Origin of the sequence: Brevibacillus sp. BC25 (genome assembly GCF_000282075.1) — a bacterium.
Taxonomy (GTDB): Bacteria; Bacillota; Bacilli; order Brevibacillales; family Brevibacillaceae; genus Brevibacillus.
In genome coordinates this window covers 1-21,380 of sequence record NZ_AKIX01000014.1, presented here as the reverse complement: position 1 = coordinate 21,380, position 21,380 = coordinate 1, and the positions used below count along the sequence as shown (strand labels likewise).

Genomic DNA, 21,380 nt, shown 5'->3' with positions numbered 1-21,380 from the left:
CATTTTGGCGAGGATGGGAAACAATATCCCAAAGCATGGACGGAAAGGACGGCGGGGAGCATGGCAATTTGGGGAAGCTTGTTTAATTTGATCTTGGTCATGATCCTCGTACTACTAAACGGGTTCTTTGTTGCGACCGAATTCGCGATCGTAAAAGTAAGGGAATCGCGCATTGCCCAGCTCGCAGCGGAAGGAAACAAGCGCGCTGTTGATGTCGAGAGGGTCTTGCACAATTTGGATGCCTATCTCTCCGCGTGCCAACTCGGGATTACGCTCGCTTCATTAGGACTCGGCTGGCTGGGTGAGCCTGCCGTCGCGCATCTTCTGCATCCAGTTTTTCGTTATTTCCATTTAAATGATACGGTTGTTACCAGTATTTCCTTTATTATCGCTTTTTCGGTGATTACGTTTTTGCATATCGTGCTGGGGGAGCTGGCTCCAAAGACACTGGCTATTCAATACTCCGAAAAGGTGGTACTTGCGGTAGCCAAGCCGATCCAACTCTTTTACAAAATCATGTATCCCTTTATTCAAATGCTGAACTGGGCCGCGAGCCGTTTTCTTGCGCTTTTTCATATATCCTTGGAGCCGCATCAGGAGGCACATACAGAAGAAGAGATTCGCATACTTGTCAATGAAAGTCATAAAAGCGGCTTGATTGATCAAACCGAACTGATGCTGGTTGATAATATTTTTGATTTCTCGGAGACGATGGCAAGAGAAATCATGGTTCCGCGTACGGATATGGTTGTCTTGAACATGCGCGATCCCTTTGACGAAAACGTCAAGCATGTCCAAAACGGACGGTTTACCCGCTATCCAGTCGTGGATGGTGACAAGGATCATGTAGTAGGTAGCTTGCACATCAAGGATATGCTGACAGGGCTATTAGAAGGAGAAAGTCATGACCTTCAGACCTTCATGCGTCCGATTTTGACTGTGCCGGAGACGATCTCGATCAGCCGATTGTTGACCATGCTGCAAAAACAACGAGGACAAATGGCAATTATCATAGACGAGTATGGGGGCACTGCGGGGCTGGTGACCCTTGAAGATATAATGGAGGAAATTGTTGGAGACATTCAAGACGAGTTCGACGACGAGCGTCCAGAGGTGGAGCGCAATGACGGGATGCTGTCATTGGATGGGCGTATGCTACTGGAGGAAGTGGGCGATTATCTGGACATCGAATTGGAGTCAAGCGATGTAGATACGCTAGCAGGCTGGATTTACATGCAAATCGACCATCCGCCACGCGTGGGGGATCGAGTAAAAGAGGGGAAGTACGAATTTGTTGTGGGAGAAGTCGACCATTACAGAATCACTAGGGTATATGTAAAGAAAATCGGCAAAGCAGAGGAAGAGGTCAGTCCCACGTAAGTGAGGAAAGGGGGCTTCTCAATGCGTCATATAATTGCTATAATGGGACACAAGTTGCATAGATGGCAATGAGCCTAATTGCTTAGGGTGATTAGGAGCAGCGAAAGAGTAGAGACTAGAGGAGGAAGTACAGATGAGACGAGCAGTCAGTATGGTACTGACCGCATTGCTGGCGTTTTCTTTGGCAGCATGTGGCAACGAAACAGGTGGGAAAACAGAGACAGCAGCAACGACAGGCCAAGGGCAAACAGTGAAGCTGGGGTTGACACAATTCGTGGAGCACCCTGCGCTGGATGCTATTCATAAAGGAATTTTGGATGGTCTGAAGGATGCTGGCTACGAAGAGGGCAAGAACTTGGAGGTAGACTCCCAGAACGCCCATGGTGACATGAACAATACGGTCTCGATCGCACAGAAGTATGCCGGAGATAAAAAGGATCTTGTCGTAGCGATTGCAACGCCATCCGCTCAGGCTGCAGCCAAGGCGATTGCTGACAAACCTGTTGTTTTCAGTTCCGTAACAGACCCGATCTCGGCTCAATTGGTTGGCAGTCTGGAGAAGCCAGACAAAAATGTGACCGGGACGTCCGATAAAGTATCGATGGAACAACAATTGAAGCTGGTGAAAGCCTTCCTGCCTGAGCTGAAAAAGCTGGGCGTGATCTATACGACCTCCGAAATTAACTCTGAGGTACAGGTCAAGGAATTGGAAGACGCAGCGCAAAAAGAAGGCGTAGAAATCGTCAAGGCAGGCATTTCGCAGCTATCCGAAGTGCAGCTGGCAGCTCAAGGGCTTGCTAGTAAAGTAGATGCCATTATTATCCCAATTGACAATACCGTCGTATCTTCGTTTGAAGCGGTACTCGGAGCAGCAGAGGGAAACAAAATCCCTGTATTTGCTTCTGACACCGATACAGTGAAACGTGGAGCGGTTGCTACGTATGGGATTGATTACTACCAAATCGGTAAACAAACAGGCGATATGGCTGCCCGTATCTTAAAAGGGCAAAGTGTTGCTGATACTCCTGTAGAGATTTCGAAACAAGCTGATTTGTATATCAATGAAACAGCTGCTGCAAAGTTTGGGCTCACTATTTCTGAGGCACTCAAACAACAGGCGAAAGAAATCATCAAGTAAAAAGAGAGCGTCATGCTCTCTTTTTATTCTTTTAAAACCGTTTTATCCATGTTAAAATTGTAGAAAAAAATTCACGAGGGGGAATTCACTAAATGTTCAAACAAAAGAAGAGTATTAAAATTTTTCAGAGTTTTTTATTTCCTTTATTGCTTTTGTCTGTTACCGCTTGTGGACAGCAAAGCGCTACCCCTGCAAACAATTCTACACCAGCTCCTGCAACCACGACGGCACCTGCTCCGTCTACTGAAACCAAGCAGCTGACAATTGGAATTGCCCAATTCGTTGAACACCCTGCTTTGGATGCAGCAAGAGAGGGCTTTATCAGCCAACTGGCTAAAAACGGCTACGAAAAAGACAAGCAAGTAAAAATCGATGTGCAATCCGCTCAGGCGAGCATGGATACAGCCATTCAGATTGCCCAAAAATTCGAGGCTGACAAAGTAGATTTGGTGTTGGCCATTGCGACTCCAACGGCACAGGCTGCCGCGCAAACCAGTAAAGAAATTCCGATCCTGTTTACTGCGGTAACCGATCCTGTAGAAGCTGGTCTGGTTGCAGCGATGGACAAGCCGGGAGCGAACGTAACCGGTACATCGGATATGAATCCAGTCGAAGAGCAATTGAAGCTGATCAAAGAAATGAAAGCTGATGCGAAATCTGTTGGAATCATTTATAGTTCTGGCGAAGTCAACTCCAAAGTACAGGTAGATGCGGCAAAAGCCGTAGCTGGCAAGCTTGGTTTGGAAATTAAAGAAGCGGCCATTACGAGCGCAACGGAAGTGAAGCAAGCAGCTGAGTCCATGGTGGGCAAAGTAGATGCTTTCTATGTACCGACTGACAACATGGTCGTATCTTCGATTGCAGCTGTTATCGGTGTAGCGGAAGCACAAAAAATTCCGGTCATCGCTGGTGAAGAAAACTCAGTGAAGAGCGGAGCGATTGCCACTTACGGGATCGACTACACGAAGCTGGGCGAGCAAACAGCTGATATGGCAGCAAAAATCCTGAAGGGTGAAGCGAAGCCAGCTGATATGGCTGTTGAAGTGCAAGCAGACATGAAGCTCGTATTGAATAAGAAAGCAGCGGAAAAAATGGGTGTGACGATTCCGCAAGCCATGCTCGACCGTGCTGGACAAGTGATCGAGTAATAAATGCAGTAATTGGAGGATTTTTTCTATGAATCAACTGGCAGTAATGGGAGCCATTGAGCAAGGTTTACTATTTGGTATTTTGGCTCTCGGTGTATATCTGACCTTCCGAGTCCTAAACGTTCCTGACTTGACTGTAGATGGTAGTTTTGCCTTGGGAGGCGCAATCGCAGCCAAGTTCATTATCGATGGAACCAATCCGTTTTTGGCTACTCTGCTGGCTTTCATCGTAGGTGGTTTGGCAGGAGCTTTTACGGGCGTCTTGCATACCAAAGGAAAGATTAACGCACTTTTGGCGGGGATCTTAACGATGATCGCCCTGTACTCGATCAATTTGCGTGTCATGGGGAAAGCGAATCTGCCTCTTTTGCGGGAGGATACCCTGTTCACTTATGTGAAGGATATGGGCATTCCGAACCTGGCAGTAGGTGGAGTTACCTTGCTGTCTGGTGTAGCAATCGTCTTTATCGTAGGTGTTATGGTGTTGAAGCTCATCATTGACTGGTTCCTGCATACGGATATGGGTCTGGATTTGCGTGCGACAGGTGACAACTCGAAGATGATCCGCAGCTTTGGGGTAAACACAGATTCGACAACGATCATCGGTTTGGCTCTCTCCAATGGCTTGGTAGCTTTAGCTGGTGCGTGGGTAGCCCAATACCAAGGCTTTGCGGATGTAGGAATGGGGATCGGGATGATCGTCATCGGTCTCGCTTCCGTTATTGTCGGGGAAGTTTTGTTTGGCAGCTCTTCGATTTTCCGAGTGACGCTTGCTGTCATTCTCGGCTCGATTGTGTACCGCTTAGTCATTGCACTGGCTCTGGATGCAGGACTCAATCCTTCTGACATGAAGCTGATTACTGCCCTGATTGTTATCTTTGCCCTGACTGTTCCAACTGTGGCAAAAGGCATTTGGAAAAAGCAAGCGGGACGCACGGCAAGGGGAGGAAGCAGCGATGCTTAAAATTACAAACGTCAACAAAGTATTCAACGAAGGAACTGTGAATGAAAAGATCGCGCTTCGAAACGTCAATCTGCACGTTAAGAAGGGAGAGTTCATCACTGTTATCGGTAGTAATGGTGCCGGTAAATCGACGATGATGAACATGATCTCCGGTGGACTGACGCCAGATAACGGAAGCATTACAATTGACGGTAAAGATGTCACGCGCTTAGCAGAGCACCAACGCGCAGGTCTGATCGGCCGTGTGTTTCAGGACCCAATGGCAGGTACAGCGCCGAACATGACGATTGAGGAAAATCTGGCAATCGCTTTGGGGCGGGGAAAACGTCGTACACTTGGATTTGGGGTGAATAACCAGAAGCGAGAGCTGTTCCGTGAGCAGCTCAAGCAGCTGGATCAAGGGCTGGAGAACCGTTTGAAGACCAAAGTTGGTTTTCTCTCAGGAGGACAGCGTCAAGCGCTTAGCCTGTTGATGGCTACCTTCACAGAGCCGAAGATTTTGCTCCTCGATGAGCATACAGCGGCGCTTGACCCGAAACGGGCGCAGTTGATTGTAGATTTAACGGAAAAAATCGTGGAGCGCTATAAACTGACGACAATCATGGTCACGCATAATATGGAACAAGCGTTGAACATGGGCAGTCGTCTGTTGATGCTCCACGATGGGGGAATCATCCTCGACATTCCGGATGAGAAAAAACGGACGATGAAACCGCAGGATCTGCTTCGAGCATTCGAAACAGCCCGCGGTGGAGAAAGCTTCAGTGAAGATCGCTTCTTATTAACCTAACGGATCGAATCAGCCTTCCTGTTCAAGCGGGGAGGCTTTTTCATTGTTGGAAAGATACACGTACATGAATCCGGCACCGATCAAGAGGATGCCTGCGACAATGGTGAAAAGTATCGTGCCACCATAATGCAGCAAGACAAGGCTGCCCAAGTACGGTCCGCACATGCGGGAAATATCCCAGTGTGTTCCTGTGATGGCGAAGTACCGCCCGCGCATCGTGACAGGTGATATCCGTGTAACGAAGGCCATCAACTGGGTCAGACCAATACTCTCTCCGATGACGAGGAACACTTGTAAAGCGAGAAGGACAGGTACGTTGTCGATGAAGGCGTAGCCCAAGGATACGATGAGAAAACAAATGTACGAGCCGCTAATCAACAGGCGAGTCGACAAGTGCTGGGTCCATTTGACGAGCAAGTACTCGAACATGAGCAACAGTACCCCTTTTACAGCAATGAGCAAGGCGAGTGTTTGTAAATAGTCTGGTAGCGTGTATTTCAGATGAAGCTGGAGGTTCGTTTCGGTTTGCGCGTAAAACAGACTGATCGGCAAAGACAGCATCATAATGGCAAGGGCTGGTCGATAAACATGCCAGGAGCCGCGTGAACGTACGTCTGCTGCTTCTTCGACCGGAGCCTCTGGCAGTGGTGTTTGCGGGATTTTCCACCAGACGGCAAGAGCATAGATCAATAGAGAGATCGCAGTAAACAAAAATGCCATAGCAGGATCGTACTTATAAATGATGACGCCGACTAAAGGGCCCAATGCGGCCCCGATACTGCTAGAAGTATTGAGAAGGGCAAAAGAACCGGCCATTTGTGCGGAGGAAATCGTATCAGCGAGATGCGCGCGGCTGGCAGGGATAAACAGGGATCGGCCAGCACCGTTGATGATGTACAGGATCGCAAAGCCTAGCATAGAGTCTGCCCAAGCCATTCCCAACATGGCGAAGCCTTGCAGAAACAAGGCGAGTAGCATGATCGTTTTTCGGCGATAGCGGTCTGTGATGCCACCAGCAAATAGCGTCAGCAAAATCTCGGAGAAGGGTTGCAAACCAATTACGAGCATGGTCATGGTAACAGAGCCGCCGATGTTCTCGCTCAAGTACAAAACAAGAAACGGGGCGATCATGGCGCTGGATAAAGAGGTGAGCGTTTCGCCGAACAGACGGACCCAGAGAAGTGTCGGATACGCAGCAAAGAATCGACTGAGTGCATTAGGGATGTGTGACATAAGAAAATCCTTTCTACGGCTTTTCCGGTTAGTTGGTGTTTTTAGAATTGTAAGGTGGCAAAGACCGGAGAAAAAGCGTACGATTAGGCGAATAGCTTTTTCATGTTTTATGAGGAAATTGGTGGTGGCAAGATGCAACTCGTTGAACAATACATGCGTTTATGTGCGGGGCGGCCTGATGAAACGATAGGGCATCCGCTTGACATATCGTTAGCTGAAGTTGCTTCGCTTTTATTTTGTACCTTGCGGAATGCGACCTTGACCTTGAAAAAAATGCAAAGCCAGGGATGGGTAGTCTGGCAGCCAGGGAGGGGGCGAGGAAATCGATCTGTATTGACATGCTTGCTAGTGCCCGAAGACTTGATCATGAGCGTAGCCAAGGAACTCGTGCAAAAAGGGGAGATTCGTGCTGCACGGGATATGATTGATGAGTATGGGATAAATTTGCCTGTTTTGGGTGAAAAATTTTCACGATGGATGAATAGTCAGTTTGGACATCGTGTGAAGCGGGAAAAGGGAAGTAAGGGCAGAGTCGATACCTTGCGATTGTTTTACAGTCGACCATTCGCAGGGCTTGATCCGATTCATATTCTCCTGCGCTCTGAGTCACATATGGTCAAGCAGCTATTTGATTCTTTGGTCCAGTTTGATCCAATCACGAAACGGATTGAACCCGCTACCGCTTTTTATTGGGAGGCTAGTGAAGAAGGAAAGCAGTGGACTTTTTACTTGCGGAAAGGTGTCTTATTCCATCATGGCCGTCCACTTGTTGCCGAAGATGTGCGCTTCTCCTTGCTTCGTTTGATGGAGCATTCCTATAAACATCGCTGGCTAGCCACTTCAATCGAATCGATTACCGTAAAAGATGACTACGTATTGACGATCTCTTTGCATATGCCGGATGAATTGTTTTTACAGGCACTGAGCAAGGAATATATGGCGATTGTCCCCTGTGATTACGTTCTGGAGATGGGGGAGCAATTTGCGCAAATGCCAGTAGGAACGGGGCCGTTTCGAGTAGTCCGTAACGACGATTCCATGCTCGTACTAGAAGCGTTCACGCCTTATTTTGGGGGGAGGCCGTTCTTGGACCGAATCGAAATCTGGTGCGTACCTAGAATGGCAGCAGAAGCACAGGCAGATGAGAGCTTATTATCCGTAACGGCTTTGGATGATCATCGGGATACGAGCTTTCTGGCGTGGAGTGACGTTGGCAGATTGGAAGATTGTTTTCAATACGTCAGCTTGAATGGAGCAAAAAATGGCCCGCTGTCACATAGCGAGTTTCGGAGTCTCATGGTAGCTATTATTTGTGGACAAGCCTTGAGACAAGAGCTACAGGGAACGAGGGAGCATGCAGTCATCTGGGGTGGAAGTGATTCGTTCCAAGAAAAAAGAGAGGTGCCGGATTCACTGGAGTTGGTTCGTATTTTCAAAGAGAGCGGATATCTGGGAGAGGCACTGTCGCTCTATACGTATCCAGATTCCGATCATATAGAAGATGCCCAGTGGATTCAGAAAGCGTGCAAGGAATACGGAATTGCCATAGAGATCAGGTATGCATCCCCGGAGGAGCTTGCCTTGCCTTCGTTATTACAAGAGGCAGATTTGGTTGTGGATAGTGCGAATGTAGATGAAAGGGCGGAGCTGTCTTTACGAGAATTTCTATACGCTGGTGCGTTGAGTATTTCTCATCATTTAGATCCGCATGGAAAGGAAGAGATCACGTATTGGATGAACCGCATGTCGGGCGTCCAAACAGCACAAGACCGACAAGCTTGCGTGGACAGTATCATGCATACGCTTGCAGCTTGCAGTACGTTTGTCCCACTGTATTCGAATCGCGTAGAAATGCTTGCACATCCGCGGTTATCTGGTGTAAGTCTGGATGCCTATGGCTGGATTGATTTCAGACGCATTTTTGTTAGGGAATAGCATAAATTTGTCACATAATTATGTGAAACCGCTTTCGTCTTTCATCGTATTATCATATGTAGTTATATATTATGCTCATAAAGTTTTTTGAGGAGGAACTATGCCGGTGTATACCAAAATCGAAAAGGACAAACACATTTTGTTTGCGTCCATTCGCTTGATGATCTGCGTCGGGCACGCCGACGGTTATATAGGAAATAAAGAAATGGATCGTATTCATGAAATCGTGAATTCGGAGCATTTTACATTGAAAGAACGACAAATTTTAATGGATGACATGGATTATCCGAAGCGTCCGGAGGTCATCGTGGAAGATCTGGTAGCCATGACGCAGGCTGAAAAGCTCGTTATGATGCGCAAGCTCTACCACATGGCATTGATCGATCGGAAGCTATCACCGTCGGAAACAAAAGAGATTGCCCGTATCGCATGCCTGATCGGAATCTCGGAGGAAAAGCAGCGTCAAGTAGAAGAGTGGATTCGCGAAGGGATTGCCTGGCGCGAACGCTGGAAAGATATTGTAGGCGAATAGCCGGGGCCCCAATATGATTGGGGTCCTTTCGTTTTAGGTGGAAGCGTGGCGCAGCCTCGTTATCTACAGTACAATAAGAAAAATAACGTCTCAGCGAGTGGCAACGCTATGGATGAAGGAGGAGACCCTATTTTGCGGATCTTGGTTACGAATGATGATGGCATCGATGCTCTTGGTATCAAGCGGTTGGTAGAAGCTTTGCTCACTTTGGAGGAAACGGAAGTCTATATAGTGGCACCGGTTGAAGAGAAGAGCGGGGTCGGACATGGAATCACTTATCGCAGTGCACTCGCGCCTGAACAGCGTGATTTTTACGGAATGCCGGTGAAAGCGTGGGCGGTCAATGGCAACCCTGCAGACTGTGTAAAAGCTGCTTACCACCTCCTGTTTGAACATGGGAAAAAGCCGGATATCGTATTCTCGGGGATTAACGTCGGGACGAATCTCGGACGTGATATTTATTACTCCGGTACGTGCAGCGGTGCCAGGGAGGCAGTAATCTTGGGTGTTCCCGGTGTTGCCCTTTCCTATGATAACTGGTTCGATCAAGACAACTACGGAGATGTAGTGGAGATGATTCGTCCGATTGTAAAAGAATTCAGCGATCGTGCGGTCAAAGGAGAACTGGCGTCAGAGGTATTCTGGAATATTAATATCCCGCATGTACCGCTGGCTGAGGTGAAAGGAATGGTTCCGGCCACCTTGTCCATGAACCACTACGAAGACAAATATAGCGAAGAAGCAGAAGGCTATTATTTGGCACGCGAGTACCCTCAAGTCATGCCGCTGGCGGAGCCGCTGGACTATGATTTGCTCAAGCATGGCTATATTGCGATTACCCCTGTCCACATTGACGCGACAGATCGGACTCTCTTAAAACAAATGGACAATTGGGCATTGCTAAAAGCTTGGGGAAAACAGGAGGATTAACGCATGAATGAGGAATTTTTCCCTCCGCTAACCCCCGATGACACCCTGTGTTCTCCAGACGAGTCAACACAGGGAGAGGTGCTCGATCCCATGGTTTATCACGATTTGTACAAGCTGGCAGAAGAAGAGGGGCTTCCTTACTTTGTCCGTCTTAGTGGAACGGGCGAAGTGGAGCTGTATTTGGTGTTCGAATCGGTGGATGCTTTCAGTGAGCAGACGAGAGATGCTGTTTCGCTCGAGTTCAAGACGTATCAAAATAAACTGCTAGCGGTTATTTGGACGCTGTCGGACCCGCTGAATCCACTTGGTTTTCCCTTGACGTTTGACATAGCGCGTGCTGATGAGCGAAGCATGGCCTTGAAAATGATCGAGCAGCCGTATACCTCTTTGCACTACTTGGCTTACACGGATCGAGAGCTTACCCACATCTATTCCGAGTCGATTTCTTTTTCCCCAGCGGAAGTGGCTCGTACGCATGAGATGATTCAGGCGCTCTATGAGGGAACATCCGATACACTTCCTGAAGAGGTGCAGGTGCGTGAGGAAGAGACCGAAAGCATCTCAGCGATGAGCTTGCCTGGATCTGTTTTTACAGAATCGGGGATGGCCTTCGTATTGCGCTACAAGCACATGAGAGATGTCCATGGTGAAGAAGGAGCCCAGCATTTATTGATGAGTACTGTGCAGCAAGCGGTGTGGGTTATGCGCAGGCACGCCCGCAGCGAGGTCCGGGATACGTCCTTTACCGTATGGGCTGCGGAAGCGGACGATTACGCGATGATCGTGTTGACGCCAAGTCTCTCGCATTTATTCGAGGTCGTTCATATGTCAGAGGATGAAGCAAATCCGTTCTCGCGCTTTTTGATGACCTTGCCGGAGTATGTGCAGTCGCAGGACGCTTCTCCCTTGCAGCTAGGCGCGTATCCACTATTGCGTTATGAGAGCGGTCGCCTCTATCATTTGGAGCTGGATGAAGATGTACAGAAGCATCTCGCGCAGGTGTTTGCGAAAGCGTTTCCAGGAATGTCTGTCCCTTACCTGTAATTGTTGAGAGATTGTGAAAAAAGACTCACCCCGGAATCTTTTGGTCTTCGATGAAATATGGGTAAATAAGTCATTTTTCAACAAAGGATATGACAAGCGGGAGTTCGAATTAGGTAAGATAGACAATCCATTGGGGAGAGGTGACGACGATGTACGCTGTTGAACCCAATTTGTTCCAGGCTGTTTCTGAATGCGCCCACCGTTTTCAAGGGGAGATTGAGCAACTGGCACAACGTCATGCGCTTACGATCGAAGGAGGACTTCCTGCCTTGGAGCTACAGGTACATCCGCAGTTTCAGGCTTTACTCGAGTACAATCTATGGGGAGAAGCCGGTTTAGTAGTTATCCACGGGAAATTACATAAGCGCGATCAAGTTTGGACAGATTCGTTTTCTGTCATGATGAAGTTTTCCTTGACGCATGATCCGAGTATCGATATCGAAGGAAAGAAGCAGCGCATTGAAGAGTATTTATACGGGGAAGCAGAGTACTTCTGGAATATCCCTCCCGCTGGTCATGTCGGTCATAGTGAGCTGACCTTGCGTTTTACCTACCAGCCTGGATCGAACCGTCTTGCGGAATATGTCAGGAGTGTTTTGGGAATCGTAACCGGAAAGATGATGGCTGCCTAACGCGGCATGAAAGATAAATGGCTCTCCGTCACAGGAGGGCTATTTTTTTCGAAGGAGGACAGAAATGCGCTTATTCATAGCACTGGATATTCCAGCTGAGGCTGCCGCTTATATTGCCGATGTTCAAAAACGGTTGAAGCAAGATGTGACTGCGGACAGGTGGCAATCTCTCGCAAATTTGCATTTGACTCTGCATTTTCTTGGAGAGGTGGATGAGTCACTCGTACCCGCTATCTGTGAGGACATGGATATCGTCAGCGCGATCATCCAGCCATTTACCCTGCGTGTTGGTAGCTTTGGGGTTTTTCCGAATGCCCTGCATCCACGTGTGCTCTGGCTGGGACTGCGCGGCCAACTTTCTCCTCTCCAGCAGCTCCATTTATTGTTGGGCAGACGGTTCGAATTGCACGAAGGCTTGTCCTACGATCGGAAACAGTATCGGCCGCATATTACGCTTGCGCGCGGTCCGCATCGCAACGGAGATGAGTTGGCCCTCCAGGATTGGAATGAACGTTATTTAGCGCAGGAGCCGCCACAATGGAAGGCACGGGATTTCCGTTTGTATCGTTCTGAGTTGTTGCCGGAGGGCGCTGTACATACGATGATCCACACGAGCACGTTTGATAAAGATCACAGCAAAAAACAAGCGTTGCCTGAATAGACTAAGAAGAAAGGATCAGGGAAGCCTTCCAGAAAGCGGTGGAAAGCGGATGGGTGAGTTCACGACCGGCATTCTTTATCCACGCAAATACGAACCGAAAGTACTGATTGCCTTATCCAAGACAGAGCAGCCACACTTCCACAGAAACGTCAACAGCGACTGGAATGCATTTTTCCTGCAGGATGAGTGGCTGGAAACCTCCACGACGGTTGATTTTTTGCTGAGACTGTCCAAGCAATTCGTACCCCTCCTCTGGTTTCATGACGCTGAGGACAATGGCTGGGGCTTTCGCTTGTTCGATGCAGGCTTCGAGGTTGCGTCAGCGACAATCAGCTACTCGCTCGATGTAGAAATGGCGGAAGCTGAGTTTGGCAGGCTTTATCCAGAGATTGACCTGCAGAAAGGAATCGTAGACAGCGAGGACGTTCGGCAAAAGTATGAAGACATACTGGAGAGGGTAGTGCGTTCGGAGTTGTATCGGCGCGAGGTAGGTAAAGGGATCACACGTATCAAGCCGCAGTCGTTTGGTCGGATCGTGGGTCCGAAGCAGATTCAGCAGTTACGTTCCCTTTTTGATTTGCAGTTGTTGACGAATGTCGATGACGACACAGGAGCTTCACTGTTGTACGACTCGGTTGACCTGTTCAAAGAAATTTTGGGAATCGAAGAGATGGTGTGGGTGAATTATGCGTATTTAGCAAGCGGAGGAAGAGAGTAGCCCAGTGCATCATCGCACTGGGCTTTACACTGCCACTTACTTCTTTTTCCACTGTCCAAAAATTTCATCCACATCGAGCAGCATGATCAACTTGTCGTTCATACGGGCAATGCCTTGCAAATACTTGCCCTCTACACCAGCGATAATGGGTGGGGCAGGCTCGATCAAGCTCTGCGGAATATTCATGACCTCAGAGACTGCATCCACGATAATCCCGATGTTCAACCCATCCATCTGTAAATCGACAAAGCGAGTGTCATCCGTTTCTTCCAAAGGTTCCAGATCAAACATTTTACGCAAATTGATTATCGGTAAGATCCGCCCACGCAGATCAATGACTCCTTCTACATATGGTGGAGATTTTGGAAAACGTGTAATGGGCAGCGGCTTGATGATCTCACGTACGAGTGAAATCGACAGTCCGTAATATTCATTCCCCATTTTAAACAAAATCTGTTGGTCAACTGCTGCTTCTGCCTCCCAATCCGAATCGTTGCTTCTTTTCGTCATTTCCATGTGCACTATTCCTCCCCGAACCGCTTTCCATGTCTTTACCCATATTGTACCATGGGCAAACCTACTCAGGACGTTTTTTTGTGACAGGCAAAGACTTATGAACTAGTTTCAGGGGATAATCTGCAAGGATGCGAGAACAACAATGGTCATGCTGACTCCAAAGTAACAAAAAGAACAGACCGACAAGCGTCAGGCTCGTCGGTCTGTTTTCTTGATTATGGTTCACGAAGGTCGTTCAATGAGATTCCTTGCTCGAGCGCAAAATCAAAATCATCCACATCGTAAAATTGAACAGGCACGATATATTCCAATATCCGATCCTGATAATCAGGCTGGTCTGTGAGAAGTGGGGCCTCAAATTTCATGGCCGTCAACAATAGCTGTGTCTCTACGGGATCAAATATCTCCCCCCACATGGCGTTGTCCTCCACTTTTACGACCGTCAGGGTCACACCGTTCGGAAAAGAAAAGGGAACCTTGGACCATGGTGCTATCAGTCCTTTTTCCATTCGCTTGCGATTGAATGGATCGGCAAAAAATTGGCTCATTTCTTTCATAATCCGCCGGACATACTGATCATCAGTAGAGTAGGGCATGATAGGTTCAGGACTCTGGATAAATTCGTCCAATTCATAGATTGTCGACGCGGGTATCAGATATTCTACTGGTTGCGATGGGACCATCAACTCCCCGTAGATAGCCAACATGATCGCTTCTATAACGAATTGTTTCGACATTTCGACAACCCTCCTCGTTACCATCATACAAAAAATTAGGGGCACCGTACAAGGGTGACGAGTAGGGCTCAAAAAGTTCAGGGAGGGTGCATCCTTTGTTTGAATCTGCCTTTTTTTCGTCACTGCTACTCATCATTACCATCAACATCGTATTAAGTGGTGATAATGCCGTGGTCATTGCCATCGCTTGTCGGAAGCTTCCTATCGAACAACGGAAACGAGCCATATTGTGGGGGACGTTTCTTGCTATCATCGTACGCGTGATCGCTACGATTCTTGCTGTTTATTTGCTAAAAATCCCGTATCTATACATGATCGGCGGAGTTATCCTACTATGGATCAGCTACAACCTGTTACGCGAGGACGAGCGGGAGGAAGCGATCAGCTCGAGTGAAGACTTGGTTCAAGCGGTCAAGACGATTGTCGTAGCAGATGTGATGATGGGACTGGATAACGTACTCGCTATTGCAGGGGCAGCACAAGGAGATATCGTCCTCATCGTGTTGGGCCTTTTGATTAGTGTGCCTCTCATGATTTTTGGCAGCCAGCTCATTCTAAAAGCAATGGAGCGCTTTGTATGGCTAGTTTATGTTGGTTCAGGTGTCCTAGCTGTGACAGCGGTGAATATGATTCTAATGGAAGATACGATGCATGAGTGGATCGCCGGGAGGCTTTGGCTCGAATATGCAATCAGAATTGGGGTGGTTGCTCTCGTGTTAGTAGCGGGATATTTGCAACGTACGAAAACATCACGTACCCACGCATGAAAAAACTGAGATGAATAATGAATCTCAGCTTTGTCCTGGGCCTATAAGGTTTTGACGATCGTCACGCTCATCCATTCTTTATCGTAGAGATCGATTTCATAGGTGCTGGCTACTTCAGAGCCATCTTCATTGGTAAGAATCCGGATTGTAGGTCGATTCACTGCCAATGGATTCACTTTGGAAACGACCCCCGTATGCCCTGTACTCAGCAATACAGTTGAAGCAATTGGATAAATAGCGACGTGCTGCAGGAATAGCTTGAGCAGGTCGAGGTCGAAATAGGTGTTTCCTGTAGCGAACAAGTACTCGGTAGCATCACTCGGCGAATAGCTTTGCCGAAATGGACGCGGGGAAACTAAGGCATCGTAAACATCAGCGATTGCCACGATGCGTGCATACTCGTGTATGTTTTTCTCACACAGCTGACGGGGATATCCTGTTCCGTTGTATCTCTCGTGGTGCTGTAGCGCACAGTGTGCGGAGACGACTGAGATGTTATGCTGATTCCGCAAAATATTGAAGCCTTCTTCGGTATGGTATTGGACACGTTGGCGTTCTTCTGCACTTAACTCGGTACGCATGGTCCAGAGCTCCTTGGGAACCTGTGTCATGCCGATATCGAACAAAAGCGCACCAATGCCCAACTCCATCATCTGCTGCTGGTTGTAGCCTTTGGCCATCCCTACCACACCGGACAGAATGGCGACATTGACTGCGTGATGAAAAAGGTAACCATCCAACACGTGAAGACTGGACAGGTTAACCAAGATATCTTTGCGACTGCTCAAATCTTGAAAGATTTCCCGAAACACTTTTTGAAAACTGCTCCCGAAATCAGGTGCGGACGTACGGCGCTTGATCTGCGGCTGATCCATGAGGGTGGTCATCGTTTTGTACACGGCATCCACGGCTTCTTTACGCGTCTCATCGCGGATTACATCTTCCGGCATGATATCTTCTGTGTGCTTGTCTTGAATGTACAGGGTATCAATTCCCAATTGAACAAGCCGTTCAATGTAACGGGGGGTTAGTTGTACCCCGATCCCCAACAGAACGTTCCCATTTTCTTGGAACACGCTCTTGGCGATAATATCGCCCGGCTTTACCGAAGTAATATGCAATTTTCTCACAACGAAAGCCCCAGTCCTTTTTTTGTGGAATGTAAATAGTCCTGATTTTCAGTCAGTTCATGTAGTACCATTTTATCACAGTAGAACATGGGGAGACTACCGCTGTTGAGGTACTTCTCTTAATTGTCATTTTTTCCCTTATCGAAAAACACGATTATTGCTCGGCTGCTCGATCTGAACGTGTAAACCAGCGGAAAGGGTTGAGTGACCAGCGAGGTTCGTAGCGGGCATAGCGCTCCTTGCGACGAGTCAAGCGCTGCTGCATAAGATCCAGTTCAAAAGTAACACGACGCATTTCCAAGCGAAGGGACTCTTGCATTTCTTCGATATCCGCAATCTTTTGCAGAATGGTCGATTGCATATGATTCATAGAGGAGAGCTGTGTGAGCTCCTGCTGAAATTGGACGAGTGTCTCGTGGACCGTCAATTCCACTTCTCGCATGCCCGTTCCCAGCTTGTTTGTGGCGCTGATCGTAACGGCGGTTTCTTCCGCGCCTGCGAGTTCTTCTTCCATGAGCATATCCTCAGACAGGCGTCCTTCTTCTATCAATTGGCGCTGAATATCTTTTAACGAGCTGCTGCCGTTGTCTTTTCTTTCCTTTACTTCCTTGAGCAGTTCAAAGCCTGCTTCGCTGATCAAATAGTGACCCTGCGGATTTTTCAGTCGTTCCTGTGCGGGTACGAACAAGTCCAGCCAGTTACGCAGTGTACGAACATGCACATCAAGGCGATCAGCTACCTCTTTTGAAGCCATCCAAACTTGTACATCCATCCCGAATCACTCCTTTTTTTCCTCTCGGTATTCCCGGTGGACTCATTATAGCACCAAAATTTTCCGGGTAAGAGAGAATCGACAAAGGTTCTAAAAACTAGTGATCTTTCGTCCGATTCGGACAGATCGTCGCATTTTGTCAAATTTGGTTGTCTGTTCATAATGACCGGGACAGGCGCGTACATATGGAAGGAGTAAGCATGTTTTTGCTCGTTGGGTGAGGAGAGGACCGGATGATGCAATCTGTTTTCTGGATTGTCCTTTTGACTGCTGCCTTGGCGAGCAGTATCGGGGGACTGCTGTTATGTCTGCGTGCCTGGTCAACCGAGGCATTGTTTGCGATGATCAGTGCAGGGGCTGGGCTACTGCTGGCGATTACGCTGCTAGATTTGATGCCACATGTCTTTTCTGACAAAAGCTTGTGGTTGATGCCATTTGTGCTCGTTGGCTTTGTGACGCTTTTTGCTCTGGAATTAATTAGCAAGTCGAGCGGAGAGTTTGGCTCCACGGGAATGATTGGGGTCATGACAGGTTTTTTATTGCATGCATTTGTCGAAGGGGTCTCATTAGTCGCCAGCCTGCGGATGGATTCAGAAGTAGGGGTATCTGTATTGGTGGCGATGCTGCTACACAAAATTCCGGATGGCGTAACCATTGCCTCTCTTTTGCTGGCAGCGACCAATTCGAGAAAGAAAGCATTTTGGGGGGCGACATCCCTTGGAATCGCGACGATTGCGGGAGCTCTCAGCTTTGGTTTTGCCGAGCAAATGTTTCCACCGAATTGGTCTGGTATTATGTTGGCCATGACGACCGGTATATTTTTGTATGTATCCGCCAGCCATCTCGTCCCTTATATCGGACAAACCAAAAAGGCACAGTACGGAGTTTATTTTGTTGGTGCCATGGCCGTGTATCTGATTTTGTCTGCCTATTTGCACGCGAACCACTTGCATGCATAAAAGGTCCCATTCCTAGCCAGTCTAGTCTGGAGGAAGGGAGTGTGGACTTACAGTATGAACTATCAAGAGCAAATGCAAACAGACGATCTTTTGCAGTCACTGACTGAATTCCCGGTCATGGGGACATCGTTGAATCCATTGCAGGAATCGTGGGCTTCCGCTGACGTTCTAACTGCACTAATCGATCAGGCAGGAAGTACCGATTAAGTGTTTTTGTACCGCCCCTCTCGTTTATCCCCTCGTATCCATGGACAAGATCGGTTATAATGCAGGGGAATAAGTTGGGAAAGGGGCAGATACATAATGAATACATTGTTGCAAGGAAAGAACATCGTCATCATGGGCGTAGCAAACCACCGCAGCATTGCCTGGGGAATTGCGCAATCCTTACATAATGCTGGAGCGAATCTGATTTTTACCTACCAAGGGGAGCGTCTGCGTGAAAACGTGGCGGCACTCACGGAAAAATTGGGAGTAGAGGCGCTGTTGGTAAATTGCGATGTCACGAAGGATGAGGACGTCGAAGCTGCTTTTGCTGTGATCAAAGAAAAAGTGGGCGTTATTCACGGTTTAGCGCACTGCATCGCGTTTGCGAAAACGGAAGAGCTCGAAGGCGAGTATGTTAACACATCCCGCGAAGGATACGCACTGGCACAAGACATTAGCGCATTCTCCCTGGTAGCAGTTGCTCGTGCTGCTCGTCCTTTGATGACCGAGGGCGGTAGCATCGTGACCTTGACTTACCTTGGCGGTGAGCGCGTGATTCAAAACTACAACGTAATGGGTGTAGCCAAAGCTGCGCTTGATGCATCTGTTCGTTATTTGGCAAACGACTTGGGCAAAGAGAACATTCGTATCAATGCGATCTCCGCTGGTCCAATCCGTACGCTTGCTGCAAAAGGAATCCGCAATTTCAACACCGTACTGAAGGAAATTGAGGAAAAAGCTCCATTGCGCCGCACGATTGACCAATCGGAAGTAGGCGACACCGCTCTCTTCTTGTTCAGCAATCTCTCCCGAGGAATCACGGGTGAAATTTTGCACGTCGATGCTGGCTACAGCATTATGGGCGGCTAACCAGAAGCAAATTTCCCGAAAAAGAATAACAGGCCCCGCTTTCTCGCATACTATACCCAAAATGCGTGAAAGGGGGCCTGTTTTTTATGTTTCCATTGATTACGAATATGGAAGAATTCTTGATTTATATGGGTGGCGGCTTTCAGTACTTACCTGCCCATCTCGGCGATGAAGCGGGAGGTGCGGGTCTTTCGTCCGAATCGCTCCCGGGGGATACCGATGCACAAGCTGCGACGGGCCCGGGTAATCGCGACGTATAAGAGACGACGTTCTTCTTCAAGCGCACCGGAGCCGCCTTTTCGCAGTTCATCCAATGTGTACTCATGAGGAAGGGCACCTTCTACCAGATCGGGCAAGAAGACGTGGTCGTATTCGAGACCTTTTGCCCGATGAATGCTTAAAACATGAACAGCTTCGTCCGGGAGTGGTCGCATATTGCGCCACTCTTTTTCTTGTCGCGCCATTTGATCAATATAAGCCAAAAAATCACTGATTGTCGCATGGCGCTTGGAAGCTGCCAGTATTTGCTGCAGCTCATCGCTCCAACGTTCCCGGCCATCTTCCCGGTCTTTCGCTCGTTTTTTTAGATAGTCGCGCAGTTTGCCATCCTCATAGATCAGCTCCAATGCCTGAGCAGGTGAAATATCCTTGCACGCGGTGAGAATCTCATTGATTTGCTGCATGTGCTTGCGCTGATACGGTTTGAGCTGTGTCAAATGCGGAAGAACGTGCAGAATCGGCTTGTCCTCGATGATTGCTTGGCTACGCAAGGCATTCCACATTTCAGCTGAGATGTAGAGGGTCGACAATATTTCTTTCAGTGCATCGGTGTCATCCGGGTTTAACGCGAGTCGCAAATAATTCAGCGTCCAGCGAACCGTCTGGCGTTGGTAAAAGGAATCTTCCTCTTGCGTGTAATGAAAAGGAATCCCTGCTTCGCTCAGGCGCTCCAAAATGGGGCGTGCAGATTCATTGGTGCGGTACAAGATCGCGCATTCACCCAAAATGGCCCCTTGCTCACGACGATGGATAATTTCATCGACGATTCGGGAAGCTTGTTCTTCTTCGTCTTCCGGCTCGAATAAATACGTGTCGCCTTCCTCGCGATGAAAGGACTGACATTCCTTTGCCCACCGCTCTCGGTTGTGACCGATCAGTGAGTAGCCAAGACTGACAATCGAGGAATGGGAACGGTAGTTGACCTCGAGTGTGAATGTCGACGCCTGCGGGAAGTCTTTGGTGAAGCCCAAAATGTACTGCGGATCACTGCCGCGAAAGCCGTAAATCGACTGGTCGTCATCCCCGATGACACACAAATTGTTTTGTGGAGCGGCTAATAGCTTGACAGTCTCGTACTGAATGCGATTGATATCCTGAAACTCATCGACCATCACATAGGTAATGCGTTCCTGATAACGGCGTAGGAGTCCTGGATCATCGCGCAGCATTTCGTAGCAGCCAATGAGCATGTCGTCAAAGTCAAACCATTGATGCTTTTTCTTCGTGGCCTCGTACAGAGGATAAAGCTGGATCGCCCGTTTTTCTGCATCGTTCGTTGCTTCCCGATACGCGACCTCCTGGGGGCGGATGTATTCGTTTTTCCAACGACTGATGATGCCGAGTGCTTCGGTGATCTCGGTTTCTTTTAACGTGGCAAGGTCGTCATGACCGAGCAGTGCGCCGGTCTCGCGCATCAACCGCCATTTTTGCCAATCCTTTTTCAAGAGGCGCTGCTGATCCCAGCGTTCTGGCTGGTGATGCAGGAGCATTCGGTAAAAGATGCTGTGGAACGTACCGGCAATCAGCTCACGTGCTTGTCCAGCGGGTAGTTGCCGGGCAATGCGCTGACGGATTTCATCGGCGGCTTTGGTCGTAAAGGTCACGACCATGATTTGATTCGGCTTTACGCCCAAGTCTGAAATCAAGTGAGTCGTGCGTGCAGTCATGACGCGCGTCTTGCCACTTCCGGCTCCCGCGAGGATGAGAAAAGGCCCCTCGGTAGCGTGCACCGCTTGCTGTTGACCCGGGTGCAGCGATTGATCACGCATTTGCTCAGCCATGTGAGAGATGGTCTTCTTCGGCATCAAGCGTTTGCGGAAAACCGGTGGCTTCGGAGCTGGCGGGGGAGGCGTCGTGCTCGTGCCAATCGTTCTCTTTTTCGGAAGGCGAAAGGAGCCGATGGTCGGTGTATTTTCTTCGTCAATAGATGCCTCGCTGTGTTCCTTGGTTGAGAATGCGAGTGGTTCTTTCGTGTTATCGTCGCTGTGATCCTTTTCGACCGTAGCAGCCAAGACAGCCTGAAAGGCAGTGGCAGGCG

At 48.6% G+C, this 21,380-nt stretch carries 22 protein-coding genes; 16 read left to right on the top strand and 6 right to left on the bottom strand.

All coding sequences use genetic code 11. The features are described from left to right. The first annotated feature begins 60 nt into the window (after positions 1-60). From PMI05_RS02940 to PMI05_RS02920, 5 genes are all read left to right on the top strand, one after another. The gene (locus PMI05_RS02940) at positions 61-1,380 is read left to right on the top strand and encodes a hemolysin family protein (protein ID WP_007716973.1); all 1,320 of its coding nucleotides are present in this window, start codon (positions 61-63) and stop codon (positions 1,378-1,380) included. Between the two features lie 133 nt (positions 1,381-1,513). Then, positions 1,514-2,518 (top strand): ABC transporter substrate-binding protein, encoded by a 1,005-nt coding sequence (locus tag PMI05_RS02935; protein WP_007716972.1) that lies wholly within the window; start codon positions 1,514-1,516, stop codon positions 2,516-2,518. Between the two features lie 92 nt (positions 2,519-2,610). Next, positions 2,611-3,666: an ABC transporter substrate-binding protein gene (locus PMI05_RS02930; protein WP_007716971.1), complete on the top strand. Its 1,056-nt coding sequence runs from the start codon at positions 2,611-2,613 to the stop codon at positions 3,664-3,666. A 28-nt stretch (positions 3,667-3,694) separates the two neighbouring features. Continuing rightward, positions 3,695-4,630, top strand: a complete 936-nt coding sequence (locus PMI05_RS02925; protein WP_007716970.1) for an ABC transporter permease — start codon at positions 3,695-3,697, stop codon at positions 4,628-4,630. After that, positions 4,623-5,420 (top strand): ABC transporter ATP-binding protein, encoded by a 798-nt coding sequence (locus PMI05_RS02920; protein WP_007716969.1) that lies wholly within the window; start codon positions 4,623-4,625, stop codon positions 5,418-5,420. The genes PMI05_RS02925 and PMI05_RS02920 overlap by 8 nt, the downstream gene beginning before the upstream one ends. A 9-nt stretch (positions 5,421-5,429) precedes the next feature. Here PMI05_RS02920 and PMI05_RS02915 read toward each other — a convergent pair whose 3' ends face one another. Then, positions 5,430-6,653 carry an MFS transporter gene (locus PMI05_RS02915; RefSeq protein ID WP_007716968.1) on the bottom strand — a complete coding sequence of 408 codons (1,224 nt, stop codon included), beginning with the start codon at positions 6,651-6,653 and terminating at the stop codon, positions 5,430-5,432. Between the two features lie 132 nt (positions 6,654-6,785). On the opposite strand from PMI05_RS02915, the gene PMI05_RS02910 reads away from it, so the two are divergent. From PMI05_RS02910 to PMI05_RS02880, 7 genes are all read left to right on the top strand, one after another. Then, positions 6,786-8,588, top strand: a complete 1,803-nt coding sequence (locus PMI05_RS02910) for an SgrR family transcriptional regulator (RefSeq protein ID WP_007716967.1) — start codon at positions 6,786-6,788, stop codon at positions 8,586-8,588. A 100-nt stretch (positions 8,589-8,688) separates the two neighbouring features. Beyond that, positions 8,689-9,120 (top strand): DUF533 domain-containing protein, encoded by a 432-nt coding sequence (locus tag PMI05_RS02905; RefSeq protein WP_007716966.1) that lies wholly within the window; start codon positions 8,689-8,691, stop codon positions 9,118-9,120. Positions 9,121-9,228: 108 nt separating this feature from the next. Next, positions 9,229-10,050, top strand: a complete 822-nt coding sequence (gene surE, locus PMI05_RS02900; RefSeq protein WP_007716965.1) for a 5'/3'-nucleotidase SurE — start codon at positions 9,229-9,231, stop codon at positions 10,048-10,050. Positions 10,051-10,053: 3 nt separating this feature from the next. Continuing rightward, positions 10,054-11,094: a hypothetical protein gene (locus tag PMI05_RS02895; protein WP_007716963.1), complete on the top strand. Its 1,041-nt coding sequence runs from the start codon at positions 10,054-10,056 to the stop codon at positions 11,092-11,094. A gap of 149 nt (positions 11,095-11,243) precedes the next feature. Beyond that, a complete protein-coding gene (locus tag PMI05_RS02890; protein ID WP_007716961.1) occupies positions 11,244-11,726 on the top strand; it encodes a hypothetical protein in 483 nt (160 codons plus the stop codon). Between the two features lie 64 nt (positions 11,727-11,790). Then, positions 11,791-12,387, top strand: a complete 597-nt coding sequence (gene thpR, locus PMI05_RS02885) for an RNA 2',3'-cyclic phosphodiesterase (RefSeq protein ID WP_007716959.1) — start codon at positions 11,791-11,793, stop codon at positions 12,385-12,387. Positions 12,388-12,436: 49 nt separating this feature from the next. Further along, positions 12,437-13,105 carry a hypothetical protein gene (locus PMI05_RS02880; protein ID WP_007716956.1) on the top strand — a complete coding sequence of 223 codons (669 nt, stop codon included), beginning with the start codon at positions 12,437-12,439 and terminating at the stop codon, positions 13,103-13,105. A 36-nt stretch (positions 13,106-13,141) separates the two neighbouring features. Here PMI05_RS02880 and PMI05_RS02875 read toward each other — a convergent pair whose 3' ends face one another. Together PMI05_RS02875 and PMI05_RS02870 are read right to left on the bottom strand one after the other, a co-directional pair. Then, positions 13,142-13,621, bottom strand: a complete 480-nt coding sequence (locus PMI05_RS02875) for a chemotaxis protein CheW (protein WP_007716954.1) — start codon at positions 13,619-13,621, stop codon at positions 13,142-13,144. 215 nt (positions 13,622-13,836) lie between these two features. Beyond that, the gene (locus PMI05_RS02870; RefSeq protein ID WP_007716952.1) at positions 13,837-14,358 is read right to left on the bottom strand and encodes a hypothetical protein; all 522 of its coding nucleotides are present in this window, start codon (positions 14,356-14,358) and stop codon (positions 13,837-13,839) included. An 86-nt stretch (positions 14,359-14,444) separates the two neighbouring features. Between PMI05_RS02870 and PMI05_RS02865 the strand changes: the two genes are divergently transcribed. Beyond that, positions 14,445-15,125, top strand: a complete 681-nt coding sequence (locus tag PMI05_RS02865) for a TerC family protein (RefSeq protein WP_039960132.1) — start codon at positions 14,445-14,447, stop codon at positions 15,123-15,125. 41 nt (positions 15,126-15,166) lie between these two features. Here the strand turns inward: PMI05_RS02865 and PMI05_RS02860 are convergent, their stop codons facing one another. Continuing rightward, on the bottom strand, positions 15,167-16,255 hold the full coding sequence (locus PMI05_RS02860; RefSeq protein WP_007716948.1) for an HD-GYP domain-containing protein: 1,089 nt from the start codon (positions 16,253-16,255) through the stop codon (positions 15,167-15,169). A 154-nt stretch (positions 16,256-16,409) separates the two neighbouring features. Further along, on the bottom strand, positions 16,410-17,027 hold the full coding sequence (locus tag PMI05_RS02855) for a MerR family transcriptional regulator (RefSeq protein ID WP_007716946.1): 618 nt from the start codon (positions 17,025-17,027) through the stop codon (positions 16,410-16,412). Positions 17,028-17,260: 233 nt separating this feature from the next. Between PMI05_RS02855 and PMI05_RS02850 the strand changes: the two genes are divergently transcribed. From PMI05_RS02850 to fabI, 3 genes are all read left to right on the top strand, one after another. Next, positions 17,261-17,986 (top strand): ZIP family metal transporter, encoded by a 726-nt coding sequence (locus PMI05_RS02850; RefSeq protein WP_007716944.1) that lies wholly within the window; start codon positions 17,261-17,263, stop codon positions 17,984-17,986. A gap of 39 nt (positions 17,987-18,025) precedes the next feature. Then, complete coding sequence (locus tag PMI05_RS30630) at positions 18,026-18,193, top strand: hypothetical protein (RefSeq protein WP_007716942.1); 168 nt, start codon at positions 18,026-18,028, stop codon at positions 18,191-18,193. Between the two features lie 96 nt (positions 18,194-18,289). Next, the gene (fabI, locus tag PMI05_RS02845) at positions 18,290-19,063 is read left to right on the top strand and encodes an enoyl-ACP reductase FabI (RefSeq protein WP_007716940.1); all 774 of its coding nucleotides are present in this window, start codon (positions 18,290-18,292) and stop codon (positions 19,061-19,063) included. Positions 19,064-19,212: 149 nt separating this feature from the next. Here fabI and PMI05_RS02840 read toward each other — a convergent pair. Next, positions 19,213-21,380, bottom strand: a 2,168-nt coding sequence (locus PMI05_RS02840; protein ID WP_007716939.1) for an ATP-dependent helicase, incomplete at its 5' end; no start/stop codon positions are given.